The following is a 12223-nucleotide window of genomic DNA, read 5'->3' as shown; positions in this document are numbered from 1 at the left end:
GACGAACGCACTCCCACGAGGGCTGGCGAGCGCCCGTGCGGCAACGAGGGTCTTCGGGAAGTTCGGGGCTGCCTGATGGCGTCCTGATGGCGTCAGGTGGACGCCCCAGGCGGTGTCAGTCGAGGTTCAGGTTGATCTTCGACACGAGCTTTTGCCAGCGATCGATATCACTGTTCACCAGCTTCTGGAATTCGGCCGGGGTGCTGGTCGTGGCAGCGAAGCCGAGCTGGGCCAGGGATGCCTTGATCTCGGGCTTGGCCACGGCGCGGGCGATCTCCGCGTTCAGCTTTTGCACGATTTCGGGCGGCGTGCTCGCGGGTGCGAGGATGCCGAACCACTGGTCCACGTCATAGCCGGCCACGCCAAGTTCGCTGACCGTGGGCACGTCAGGCAGCAGCGGCGAGCGGCCCTTCGAGGTCACGGCGAGCGCGCGCAGCTTGTTGCTCTTGAGATAGGGAACGGTGTTGGGCAGCGTGTTGATGCTGACTTGCGCCTGCCCGCCCAGCACGTCGGCGATGGCAGGCGCACAGCCCTTGTAGGGCACGTGCAGCATGTCGATCTTCGACGACATCTTGAGCAGCTCGCCAGCCAGGTGTTGTGGCGTGCCATTGCCGCACGAGGCATAGCTTGGCGGCGTGGCGCTCCTGCCGGCGGCCAGCAGGTCCTTGAAGGTGTGGATGCCGGAGTTCTGCGGCACGGCGATGACCGACGGGACCGACGCAAAGGTGATGACCGCGCTGAAGTCGTTCTTCGGGTCGAACTGCAGCTTCTTGAAGACGCCGGGATTGATGGCAAAGCTGCTGTTGACGATCAGCAGCGTGTAGCCATCGGCCGGGCTCTTGGCGACAAACTCCGCGCCGATGTTGCCGCTGGCGCCAGGTCGGTTGTCGACCACAACGGGCTGTCCCAGGCTCTTGCTGATGTCGTTGCCGATCAGCCGCGCCAGCGCATCCGTGCCGCCGCCGGCCGGGAATGTGACGACCATGCGGATCGGTTTTTGGGGAAATGTGCTTGCAATGTTGGCTTCGGCCCGCCCGGGCAGGGTGCCCAGGCTGCCGGCGACAAACAGCAGCGATGCCAGACTACGGACGACGGATAGGGGTCTCATTGGTATGTATGCCTCGTCGGCTAGGGTGGGGGAAAGGGAAAGCCAGGTCAATCGGGATCAACGCGCACCGCGCCCGGGCATTCGCCGGCCGGCCGCGTCATGGCGACGGCCGCGGCGAGTTCTTCGGCGCTCTCGGCATGGATGCGGTACAGCGGCTCGCCCGCCGCGACGGACTCGCCGATCGTGCACAGCAGGTCGATGCCCGCGCCCGCGCGACGCGGCGCGCCCGCCGTCCGCGCGATGCCGGAGATCTGCCAGCCGTTGATGGCGCCGACACGGCCGGCAACGGACGCGATGGCGAGATGGGTATGCGGACCCGGCGCCACCGGATCGGGGCGGATGCCCTGCGCGGCGGCAATCCGGTCGAATGCGGCCCTGGCATTGCCGTCGTCGAGTAGCGTCGTGGCAATACGCATGCCTTGCGCCGGGGACTCCACCCGCGGATCGAAGGCGATGATCTCGCCCGCGAAACGCAAGGCCTTTTCGCGCAGGTCCGCGGGGGCGTCGGGGTGGTTGTCCAGCACCAGCCGGACATCGCGGACTTCGAGCGCGGGGCCGATGCCGCGGCCGATCGGCCGGGTCCCGTCCGTGACGCATGCGCGGACGTGCAGGCCAAGCCCCTTGCCGACCTCCTCGAACAATGACGCGAGCGCCTGCGCATCGGCGCGTGTGGACAGCTTGGTCTGGGGGCCGTACGGAATATCGACGATGACGTGGGTGGCGCCGGCGGTTGCCTTCTTCGACAGGATGGAGGCCACCGCCCAGCGGCGCGAATCGAGGCCGAGCGGCCGCGTGATGGCGTTCATCACGTCGTCGATGACCGAATGGTTCATGCGTCCGTTCCAGGCAATGCATGCGCGGGCCTCGGCCACGCAGCGGCGCACGTCGTCATGGGTCAGGTCCACGCGCGCAATGGTCTCCATGGCATCCGCCGTGCCGGCTGCCGACGTGATCGCGCGGGAGGAAGTCTTCGGCATCGCCAGCCCGTAAGCGGCGACGATCGGCACCACGATCAGCGTGATGCGGCTGCCCGGTACGCCGCCCATGGAATGCTTGTCCACGACGATCGGTTCGTTCCATGCGATGCGCGGGGTAAAGCGGGTGCGCGCGCGGGCCAGCGCGACCACCTCGCCGTCGTCGAGCGAGCGCGTGGCGGCCGTCAGAAAGGCCGTGAGTTCCTGCTCGGTGTAGCGGCCGGCAATGGCATCGCGCAGGATGGCTTCGTAGGCGCCTTCGTCCAGTGACTGGCCGTCCAGCTTGGCCGCCAGGTGGCGCCGGCTCGCGGGCTGCGCGACGGAACCGGCGCCGTGCTTCAAGGCATCGGTGAAGCGCGCCACGCCCAGATCCAGCGTGCTGTCGTTCGATACCGTGACGCACCGGACGCCGTCAGGCATCGGCGCAGCCTGGCGCGCCACGCGGCGCAGCACCTCATCGCCCGATTCGCGCCCCCGCGCGGCGATCCGCTGCGCGAGCACTTCGTGCGGCGCGGTCACGTTCACCACGACGAAGCGGGGCAGTTGCCGCGCCAGCATGGCGATCACGCCGCGCGAACCGTTGGCGACCACGTGTTTCCCGGCCTCCAGCAGTCCGACCAGCCACTGGGGCAGCCCGTAGCGCAACCCGTGCGCGTTCCAGGTCACCAGGAATTCGCCGTTGCGTTCGCGTTCGGTGAACTCGGCCTCGGCAACGCCTTCGTGGTCTTCGCCGGGCGATCCGCTCGGACGCGTGATGACGCGCCGCGCGAAGACGTATTCGCTGCTGTCGAGCGCGGCGCGCGCACCATCGATGAGGGAATCCTTGCCCGCGCCGCTGGGGCCCACCACAAGGAAGAACGTGCCGGTCTCTTTCATGATTACCTTAGACGTCGAAGATATTTTCGTATGCTAGCACCGGGTCGGGTGGTGTCAAGATAAGTTCGATGTCTAAGTAAATGCAAACAGTGGGCCAGCTCCCGCAAACCGAGTGTGTACGCGGCATTTGCGGACTTCTAGGGGAAAACACCGGGATCGGCAATGCGCGGTGACGGTGCGGCATGCATCGACGTCGCGCATGCCGCACTGATGTAGTGATTGCTACATGGCGCGAACCGGATCAAGTCGCGCGCGAAGCGATGGAGGCGTGCGGGAAGCGCTATCATGTGCACCGTCCCGCTCCTGGCGCTTGCCGCAGGAACGGCTCGCACAGCTTCCCTATGTCATTACTATGGCCACGAAAAAGCAGGAATCCCCGGTCACGATCACGCCGCCCGACGAAGTCGACGAAGAGCGCCTTGCGCACCTGGTCAAGGACGCCGCGCGCGCCTATATCCGCTCGTTGCAGCTGCGGCTTGCCCAGCATTCCGTGTCGTACGGACACTGGACCATCCTGCGGATCCTGTGGCGCCATGACGGCATGTCGCAGCGCGAGTTGAGCGAGCGCGCCGGCGTGACCGAGCCCACCACCTTCGCGGCCGTCAAGGCGCTGGAAGCGCTCGGCTATGTGGAGAGGATGCACCTGCCGGGCAACAAGAAGAAGGTGCACGTGTTCCTGAGCAAGGCCGGTCGCGCGCTCAGGCGCAAACTCGAGCCGCTGGCCGAGGAGGTCAATGCGATCAGCGTGGAAGGCGTGACGGAAGAGGATGTCCTGACCACGCGCCGCGTGCTGATCTCGATTGCCGAGAAGCTGGTGGCCGACGAGGCCGCGCTGGCGGAAAGCGGCCGCAGGATGCCATCGACGCAGGAAGTCGGGCGCCTGCTGGCGGATATCTGACGCCGGAAGGCAAAAAGTCCCTCGCCGGACCGGGCCGGCGAGGGAGAAGTGCCCTCGGGTAGACGAGGAGCGTTTTCAGGCGAGATTCAGGGGAAGATTCAGACGAAGATCAGGCGTCGTCGAGCCCGATGTCGACGGCGGGCGCCGATTGCGTGATCTTGCTGGTCGAGATGTAGTCGACGCCGGTTTCCGCCACCGCGCGGATCGTTTCCAGGCGGATGCCGCCCGAAGCCTCGACCTTGGTCCGACCGTTGACGATCTGGACGGCTTCCTTCATGTCGGGCAACGACATGTTGTCGAGCATGATCACATCCACGCCGGCGTCCAGTGCCTCGCGCACCTGGTCAAGGCGATCGCACTCGACCTCGAGCTTGGTCAGTACCGGCAACTTCCTGCGCACGCGCTCCACGGCGGCGGCAATGCTGCCGCACACGGCAATATGGTTGTCCTTGACCATCACGCCGTTGTCGAGGCTCAGGCGGTGGTTCAGCCCCCCGCCACAGGTAACGGCGTGCTTTTCCAGTGCGCGCAAGCCGGGCGTCGTCTTGCGGCTATCGATCAGGCGCGCCCTGGTGTGCGCGATTTCCTCGACATACCTTGACGTGAGGTTGGCGATGCCGCACAGCCGCTGCATGATGTTGAGCGCCGTGCGCTCAGCGGTCAGCACACTGCGCGCATTGCCGCTGACGTTCAGCAGCACCGCGCCTTTGCCCACCTTGTCGCCATCGGCCACACGCACGTCGATGGAAAGGGTCGGGTCATAGCGCGCAAAAATGCGCGCGGCCACGTCGATGCCCGCGATGATCATCGGCTCGCGCGCGTTCATGCAGAACGTGCCCGTCTCGCCCGGTTCGATCATGGTCTGGACCGTCAGGTCGCAGATGCCGATGTCCTCGGTCAGCCAGAGATCGATCAGCTTGTCGGTGGAGAAAATGTCGTACATGTGTCGCTCCTGAGTGGTCGGTTGTCGTACCCGAAATATCTTAGATATCGAAGTACATGGCGCAATCCTAGCACTTACAGGAGCGGTGTCAACAATTATTCGATGTCTAAGATTATTGGATGTCAGGATGCCGTCGAGGCGGCGCCGGCCAGCCGCACCAGCGCATCTTCCGAGCCCCGGCTGGCTTCGACCACGAAATCGATGAAGCGTCGCACGCGAGCCGGCATCTGGCTGCGCCGCGGATAGTAGAGGTACAGGCCCACGTTGCTGGCGCTGAGCCCCGGCAGGATGGCCTTGAGCCGGCCCGCGAGCAGGTCCGCGTGGACCATGTACGCCCCGAGCTGGCCGATGCCGATGCCTGCGCGTACCGCTTCGACTTCGGTCTCGACATCATTGAACGTGGCCACGGCAGGCATCTCCTCGTACACGAGATTGCCCTCCACCTGCAGTTCCCACGGCACCATGCGGCCGGTCACCGGCCGCCGGAAACCCGTGCACGGGTGACGCCGCAGCGCTTCCAGCGTCGCTGGTTCTCCGTGCCTGGCGAGGTAGGCGGGCGCTGCACAGATGACCAGGGGCAGGTCGCACAGCCGCCGCGCCACGAGGTTCTGCGCGGGACTGGTGCCCGCGCGCAAGCCGATATCGATCTGCGCTTCGACGAGGTCGGTGAAGAGGTCGCTCAGCACCACGTCGAAGGTGATGCCCGGCCAGTTCTCGCGGAACGCGCGGATCAGCGGCACCAGCACGCGGCTGCCGACCGATGGTGGCGCGGTGACGCGGATCAGGCCATCGTCCTCGCTCAGGCTGCTGCGCACCTGCTCGAGCGCTTCGTCGAGCAATCGCATGCCCGGCGCGGCCAGCTCGAACAGCCGGGCGCCCTCGGTGGTCAGGCTGAGCTTGCGCGTGGTCCGGTGCAGGAGCCTGACGCCAAGCTCCGCTTCGAGCGTGCGCACGGCCTTGCTGACTGCCTGGGGCGTCACGCCTGCCTCGACGGCGGCGCTGCGGAAGCTGCCGGCGCGCACCACGCCAAGGAAGAGGGTCAGGACACGGGCCTTGTCCATGATCGGGGCAGCAGTCGGGGAAAACGGCGCCCGCTATCGTTCGCTATCGTCTACTATGTCCGCGCGGCAAGGCGGGCCGCGCGAAGGCCGCGGGCCGCCCACTGCGCACGCTATCGTGGTCAGTCGCAGTCAGCCGCCGCCATTGTCGGCCTGCGCCTTGTGCCTGGCCGCCATTTTCTCCTGCTGGCCGGGCGGCACGCCCTCGTAGTGGCTGAACTGGATGGTGTAGCTGCCATGGCCACCGGTCAGGCTGTTCAGGCGCGACTGGTAGTCGTTGAGCTCCGACAGCGGCACCTTGCCGGCCACGATCACCGAGTTGGCGGCACCCGTACGCGTGCCATGCACCTGGCCGCGCTTGGCCGAGAGGTCACCGATCACGTCGCCCATGGAGGTGTCCGGCATCATCACCTCGATGTCGACCACCGGTTCCAGCACGCTGGGCCTGGCCTTGAGCACCGCGTCGATGAACGCCTTGCGCCCGGCGGCGGCAAACGCCACTTCCTTGGAATCCACGGGATGGCTCTTGCCGTCCAGCACGGTGACGCGCACGTCCTGCATCGGGAAGCCGGCCAGCGGCCCGCTTTCCAGCGCCTGGCGGATGCCTTTTTCCACGGCCGGAATGAACTGGCCGGGAATGGCACCGCCCTTGACCGCGTCGACGAACTCGAAGCCTTCGCCGCGCGGCAGCGGATCCACGCGCAGCATCACCTCGCCGAACTGACCGGCGCCGCCGGTCTGCTTCTTGTGGCGATGATGGCCTTCGGCCGAGCCGCCGATGGTCTCGCGATACGCGATGCGCGGCGGCCGCGTGACCACCTCCAGCTTGTACTGATCGGTCAGCCGTTCCAGTACGCAACGCAGGTGGAATTCGCCCAGTCCCAGCAGCACGGTCTCGTTGGTGCCGGCCGGGTGCTCGATGCGCAGGCACGGGTCTTCCGCGGCCAGCTTGTGCAGGACTTCGGCCATGCGCTGTTCGTTGCCGCGGCGGGCCGGTTCAATGGCCAGGCCATAGATCGGCGTCGGGAATTCCAGCGGGATCAGGTGGATGTTGCCGTCCTCGGTGGCGTCATGCAGCACGGCATCAAAGCCGATCTCGTCGATCTTGGCGACCGCGCAGATATCGCCCGGCCCGGCGCGCGGCACCTCCTCGTGTTCCTTGCCTTGCAGCAGCAGCAGGTGCGCCACCTTGAACGGCTGGCGCGCATCGCCGATATAGAGCTGGCTGTCGCGCGTGACCGTGCCCTGGTGGATGCGGAACACGGCCATCTTGCCGACGTAGGGATCCATCACGATCTTGAACACGTGGGCCAGCACGTGCTTGTCGGGCACCGGTTCGGCACGCACTTCCTTCTTGCGCTCGGCGCCGTCGCTGCCTTCGCCGACGCTGCGGTAGAACATCGGCGGGTTACCTTCGGTCGGGTTCGGCAGCAGCCGCACAAAGGCGTCCAGCAGCTCGGGCACGCCCGCGCCGGTGGCGGCGGAGGTGAAGCAGATCGGCACCAGGTGGCCTTCGCGCAGCGCGCGCTCGAACGGCGCATGCAACTGCTCGGGCTGGATGGCTTCGCCTTGCTCGAGGTAAAGCTCCATCAGCTCGGGATCGATCTCGATCACCTGGTCCACCAGCGCGTCATGCGCGGCCGGCACGCTCAGGAAGTCCGATTCCCCGGCGGGGTTGAAGAAGCAGTCCACCACCTGGCTGCCACTCGCGGCCGGCAGGTTGATCGGCAGGCATTCCTTGCCGAAGGCTTCCTGGATGTCGGCCAGCAGCGCCGGCAGGTTGACCTTCTCGCCATCGATGCCGTTGACGATGATCATCCGGCACAGCTTGCGCGCCTGCGCCCAGGCCATGGCGCGCCGGGTGGTCATCTCGATCCCGGTCTGCGCATTGATCACGATGGCCGCGGTTTCCACCGCGGGCAGGGCGCTGATGGCCTGGCCGGAAAAATCGGGGTAGCCCGGGGTGTCGAGCAGGTAGATGCGGGTGTTGCGGAAATCGACGTGCAGGACTGCGGAAGTGAGGGAGTGGTGGAACTTGCGCTCGAGCGGATCAAAGTCGCTGACCGTGGAGCCCCGCTCGACGCTGCCGGGGGCATGCAGCGCGCCTCCACGGTGCAGCAGCGCCTCGGCCAGCGAGGTCTTGCCGCACCCCGCATGGCCGAGCAGGGCGATGGTACGAATTGCGTCGGGACTGTAGTGCATGGCAGCTCTCGTCCGGCAATGGCAGTCAGGCCATTATTGGCGAAAATTGCCGGAAGCACCATATGCGCGCGGGCGCCGAAGGGGTGGCAACAGACAAAGGTGTCTGTCGTCCGTCACACCGGAGCCAGGCGGCGGGACGCTGCATTGCAGCATATCCCGCCGCTGACACGCTACTGGCTCCGCTCAGATGACTTCGTCCTTCAGGTGATACCAGTGGTACAGGAAGCGCTGGCCCAGGCGGCGGAACGGGGCAAAGGCCTGGGATTCCACCATTTCGCGTACGTTCGGGAACGGCAGCGCCGAGCTGAAGATCGGCAGCGCCGGCAGCGACGCGCCTTTCCCGGCGATCAGCGCCGCCAGCCGCTTGCCGGCCTGCGCGGAATACATCACGCCGTTGCCGCCATAGCCCATCGCGTAGTAGATCGACTGCGCGGGATCCGGCTGTGTGATGCGGGGCATCATGTCGTGGCTGACGTCGACCCAGCCCCACCATGAGTAGTCGATCTGGATGCCGCGCAGCGCCGGGAATTTGCGGTACATGTCGTTGACCAGCTTCTGGCGGTACTGGTCTTGCGGCGCATCGCTGCCGGTAATGGCGCTGCGGCTGCCGATCTGCAGGCGGCCATCGGGCATCAGGCGGTAGTAGTGGCGCAGGATGCGGGTGTCGGTGATGACCTGGGTCGTGCGGAAGTTGCACGCGTCGATCTCGTCCGGCGTCAGCACGCGCGTGACGATGGAGTTCGACAGGATCGGGAACAGCCGGTTCTTCAGCTGCGGATGCAGGGACTGCGAAGTGTAGCCGCCCGTCGCCACGCCAACCGCGCGGGCGCGTACGATGCCGCCGGGCGTGCGCAGGTAGTGGACGCCATTGCGGGTCTCCCAGCCGGTCACGGGGCTGGATGGATGCACCTTGACGCCCAGCTCGCGCGCGCGGCGCAGGTAGCCGAAGGCAAGCTTGCCGGCATGGATGCCGATGCCTTCGGGTTCATGCATGGCGCCCGCGGCTTCCTTGTCGTCGACGTATTCGCGCCGCACGGTGTCGGCGTCGAAGATGCGCGCGTCGTACCTGAAGACCTCGCGCAGGATCTTCGCTTCCTTCTCCAGCGCGGGCATGGCCTTGTCGCGGTGGGCGATATACAGGTGGCCGCCCGGCTGCGGATCGCAGTCGATATCGCGGATCAGGTCCTTGAAGGTCTGCATGCCGGCGCAGACTTCTTCGTGCAGTCGCAGCGCCGTGTCCAGGCCGTAGCGCTGGATCCATTGCGAGCGCTTGAGGCGGCCCGAGGCGCACTGCGCCTGGCCGCCATTGCGCGTGCTGCAACCCCAGCTCACGCGGTTGGCTTCGAGCACGACGGCCTTGATGCCGTGTTCCTGCGCCAGGAAGATGGCGCTGGTCAGCCCGGTGAAGCCCGAGCCGATGATGGCGACGTCCACGTCGATATCGTGCGTGATCGGGCCATCGTCGGCAGGCGGCTCGCCGGCGGTGCCGATCCAGTAGGTCGGCGCGTATTCGCGGCCCTGGCCCGGCGTGGGCGTGTGCAGCGGGTCGTAGGCGGGGTCGTACGGCCGCGACGGCGCGGTGGCATTGCCGCCGTTCAGGATGTTGCGGGTGGCTACAGCTTCCATGGCGCGTCTCCGGTGCTCAGGCGGCCTTGCTTACCGGCGGACGATCCTTGCGGTAGGCGTTCTTCACCGCGATCTTGCCGTCGCGGAACGTGAACACGTCGACCATGCGTGCCTCGATGCGCGCGCCGTCGGCACGGGTGCCGCGGAAGGTCGATTCGCTCACGCCGCGGTCGCCGGATACGAAGTGCTCGCCCTCGGTCCACGAGGCATCGGGAAAGGTCTGCCAGGCCAGCACGAAGCCTTCGCGCACGGCGTCGCGGCCGACGAAGCTGCGCCCGAGCAGTTCGCCGCCGGCGACGCCGTGGAAGGCGCAGTCGTCGGCCATGAAGCCCATCAGCGCGTCGATGTCGTGGCGGTTCCAGGCGTCGTTGAAGGCTTGCAGGAGGTCGGTGCCGACCGGGTTGTTGCTGGGCTTGCTCATTTGCGTCTCCTTGGTATCGCGTGACGATGCGGCGGCGGGGACCGCGCATCGGCCATGACTTGAGGATAGGGAGAGCGCGCGTTGCGCTGTAGGACCAGTTGGCGGGAATCGCTTGGGCCAGCGATCGCCGCACGCCGGATGCACGCGCGGGCCTCGCCTGTGACGGCACGAATATGCACAAAGGGCTGCTGCCCGCCGCTACGGCCGGGCAGCAGCCCTTGTGCCCGACGTCGGGTGGAACGCCGGCTCAGGCGGCCGATGCGCCCCGCGCGGGGAGGCTGGCGTGCAGTTCGCGCGCCACGCTGGCCAGCACCCGGATGCCGGGCTCGATACGCTCCGGCGCGATCGACGAATAGCCGAGCCGGAAGCCATTGCGCGGCGCGGGCTCGCTCATGAAGAACACGCTGCCCGGCTCGATCAGCACGCCCTGCAGTTCGGCCAGGCGTGCCAGCGCATCGGCGTCCAGCCAGGGCGGGCCTTCGATCCAGCACGAGGCGCCGCCGGCAATGGGCACGGGGCGAAACTCCGGCATGTGGGCGGCCAGCGCCGCCAGCACCGTTTCGGCGCGCGCCCGGTGCGCGGCGGACAGCCGGCGCAAGTGCGCGTCATAGTGGCCCAGCGAAAGGAACAGCGAAAATGCGCGCTGGATGTAGGCGGACGGGTGGCGCAGCATCAGCCGGCGGGCGCCGCGCAGCTCGGCGATCAGCTCGGCGGGGCCGACGATGTATCCGATGCGCAGCCCCGGCGCCAGGCTCTTCGACAGGCTGCCCACATAGATCACGCGGTTGTTGCGGTCCAGGCTCTTCAGCGTGGGCGTCGGATCGCCCTCGAAGCGGCTCTCGCTTTCGTAGTCATCCTCGATCAGCACGAAGTCCGCTTCTTCCGCCTGCCGCAGCAGGGCCTGCCGGCGCGCCAGCGGCATGGTGACCGTGGTGGGGCACTGGTGGCTGGGCGTGACGTAGACGTAGTCGCAAGCGTGCAGCGCATCGGACGGGATCACCCCTTCGGCATCGATGGGCAGCGGGATCAGCTTCGAGGTATGGCGGCCGAAGATATTGCGCGCATCGGGGTAGCCTGGCTCTTCGATGCCGACGGGCGTATCGGGGCTGGCCAGCAGGTCGGACAGCAGGTAGAGGGCCTGCTGCGCGCCCACGGTGATCACGATCTCGTCGGCGCCGGCCCATACACCGCGGCGTGGCAGCACGCGCGTGCGGATCTGCTGCACCAGCGACTCGTCGTCGCGCACGATCATGTCCTGCGCCCACTCGTGGATATCGAGCACGCTCAGCGCCTTCAGGCAGCACTCGCGCCAGTCGGCGGTGGGGAACAGCACCGGGTCGTACTGGCCGTAGATGAACGGGTACGGGTAATCGCGCCAGTTATGGCGCTTGACGATATTGCGCTGGTGGGTCGGGCGGAAGACGAAGCGGCGGTCCCAGTCCGGGCGCGCGCTGCCATGCGTGTCGGGGGCCGGCGTGCCGCGCAGCGAAGCGACACCGCTCACGCGCGCACCTAGGATTTCGGGGTTGACGAAATAGCCGCTGCGTTCGCGAGAGATCAGATAGCCCTCGTCCACGAGCTGCTGGTAGGCCAGTACCACCGTATTGCGGGCCACGCGCAGCTGCGCGGACATCTCGCGGCTGCTCGGCAGCGGGATGCCCAGCGGGAGCTGTTCGTCCAGGATCGCGGAGACCAGCATCTGGCGGATCTTGCCTTGCAGGCTCAGGCCGGAGCGGGCGTGTTGCTGGAACAGCTGGTCCCACATGGGAGGGGTCAGCTTTGTTGTCATAAGGGGTTGTTTGTTTGTCGGCTGGATTCGTTGTTGGGGTGTGGTTAGGTTGTCCTGCATGGTGGCGCCGCTGTTTCGCCAGGGTTTTGATTGGTGGGTCGTTCTTGGCAGACGCTGCTGTTTCGCCGGCGTAGCCGGCAGGGTTTTGATTGGCGCGTCGTTCTTGGCCGGCGCCCCCGTTTCGCCGGCGTAGCCGGCGAGTCACTTTCTGTCCGAGCGGTGTGTGTCAAGGTAGTTGTCGCGTCCGCCGCTATGCCGCTTTCCGGTACTCCTTAGGCGCCAGCTCAGCCCGCTCGGGGTTCAGGTAGACCACTGGATCCAGCTTCCA

The 12223-nt window shown here is 66.8% G+C and carries 9 protein-coding genes; 1 reads left to right on the top strand and 8 read right to left on the bottom strand.

The genetic code is table 11. From position 1 onward, the window contains the following. Positions 1–115 precede the first annotated feature (115 nt). A complete protein-coding gene (locus KHO22_RS22625) occupies positions 116–1108 on the bottom strand; it encodes a tripartite tricarboxylate transporter substrate binding protein (RefSeq protein WP_211949419.1) in 993 nt (330 codons plus the stop codon). Positions 1109–1155: 47 nt separating this feature from the next. Continuing rightward, positions 1156–2958: a phosphonate metabolism protein/1,5-bisphosphokinase (PRPP-forming) PhnN gene (phnN, locus tag KHO22_RS22620; protein WP_211949418.1), complete on the bottom strand. Its 1803-nt coding sequence runs from the start codon at positions 2956–2958 to the stop codon at positions 1156–1158. A 352-nt stretch (positions 2959–3310) separates the two neighbouring features. On the opposite strand from phnN, the gene KHO22_RS22615 reads away from it, so the two are divergent. Continuing rightward, a complete protein-coding gene (locus tag KHO22_RS22615; RefSeq protein ID WP_211949417.1) occupies positions 3311–3856 on the top strand; it encodes a MarR family winged helix-turn-helix transcriptional regulator in 546 nt (181 codons plus the stop codon). Between the two features lie 109 nt (positions 3857–3965). Here the strand turns inward: KHO22_RS22615 and nadC are convergent, their stop codons facing one another. The 6 genes from nadC to pdxR all read right to left on the bottom strand — a co-directional run bounded on the left by nadC (position 3966) and on the right by pdxR (position 11895). After that, positions 3966–4799, bottom strand: a complete 834-nt coding sequence (gene nadC, locus KHO22_RS22610) for a carboxylating nicotinate-nucleotide diphosphorylase (RefSeq protein WP_211949416.1) — start codon at positions 4797–4799, stop codon at positions 3966–3968. A gap of 122 nt (positions 4800–4921) precedes the next feature. Then, positions 4922–5860, bottom strand: coding sequence for a LysR family transcriptional regulator (locus tag KHO22_RS22605; RefSeq protein WP_211949415.1), 939 nt, complete (start codon positions 5858–5860; stop codon positions 4922–4924). 129 nt (positions 5861–5989) lie between these two features. Then, complete coding sequence (gene fusA / locus KHO22_RS22600; protein ID WP_211949414.1) at positions 5990–8059, bottom strand: elongation factor G; 2070 nt, start codon at positions 8057–8059, stop codon at positions 5990–5992. 183 nt (positions 8060–8242) lie between these two features. Continuing rightward, positions 8243–9685 carry an NAD(P)/FAD-dependent oxidoreductase gene (locus KHO22_RS22595; protein ID WP_211949413.1) on the bottom strand — a complete coding sequence of 481 codons (1443 nt, stop codon included), beginning with the start codon at positions 9683–9685 and terminating at the stop codon, positions 8243–8245. Positions 9686–9701: 16 nt separating this feature from the next. After that, positions 9702–10106, bottom strand: coding sequence for a nuclear transport factor 2 family protein (locus KHO22_RS22590; protein WP_211949412.1), 405 nt, complete (start codon positions 10104–10106; stop codon positions 9702–9704). Between the two features lie 247 nt (positions 10107–10353). Beyond that, positions 10354–11895, bottom strand: coding sequence for a MocR-like pyridoxine biosynthesis transcription factor PdxR (gene pdxR / locus KHO22_RS22585; protein ID WP_211949411.1), 1542 nt, complete (start codon positions 11893–11895; stop codon positions 10354–10356). Between the last annotated feature and the right edge of the window lie 328 nt (positions 11896–12223).

It is taken from the genome of Cupriavidus yeoncheonensis (assembly GCF_905397275.1).
Lineage (GTDB): Bacteria > Pseudomonadota > Gammaproteobacteria > Burkholderiales > Burkholderiaceae > Cupriavidus > Cupriavidus yeoncheonensis.
Note: the sequence above shows the minus strand (reverse complement) of the source record. Positions and strands in the feature narration are given on the sequence as shown.

Excerpts from the sequence above, each read along its gene's own strand:
- KHO22_RS22625 (WP_211949419.1), bottom strand. The coding sequence starts at position 1,108 with ATGAGACCCCTATCCGTCGTCCGTAGTCTGGCATCGCTGCTGTTTGTC.
- phnN (WP_211949418.1), bottom strand. The coding sequence starts at position 2,958 with ATGAAAGAGACCGGCACGTTCTTCCTTGTGGTGGGCCCCAGCGGCGCG.
- KHO22_RS22615 (WP_211949417.1), top strand. The coding sequence starts at position 3,311 with ATGGCCACGAAAAAGCAGGAATCCCCGGTCACGATCACGCCGCCCGAC.
- nadC (WP_211949416.1), bottom strand. The coding sequence starts at position 4,799 with ATGTACGACATTTTCTCCACCGACAAGCTGATCGATCTCTGGCTGACC.
- KHO22_RS22605 (WP_211949415.1), bottom strand. The coding sequence starts at position 5,860 with ATGGACAAGGCCCGTGTCCTGACCCTCTTCCTTGGCGTGGTGCGCGCC.
- fusA (WP_211949414.1), bottom strand. The coding sequence starts at position 8,059 with ATGCACTACAGTCCCGACGCAATTCGTACCATCGCCCTGCTCGGCCAT.
- KHO22_RS22595 (WP_211949413.1), bottom strand. The coding sequence starts at position 9,685 with ATGGAAGCTGTAGCCACCCGCAACATCCTGAACGGCGGCAATGCCACC.
- KHO22_RS22590 (WP_211949412.1), bottom strand. The coding sequence starts at position 10,106 with ATGAGCAAGCCCAGCAACAACCCGGTCGGCACCGACCTCCTGCAAGCC.
- pdxR (WP_211949411.1), bottom strand. The coding sequence starts at position 11,895 with ATGACAACAAAGCTGACCCCTCCCATGTGGGACCAGCTGTTCCAGCAA.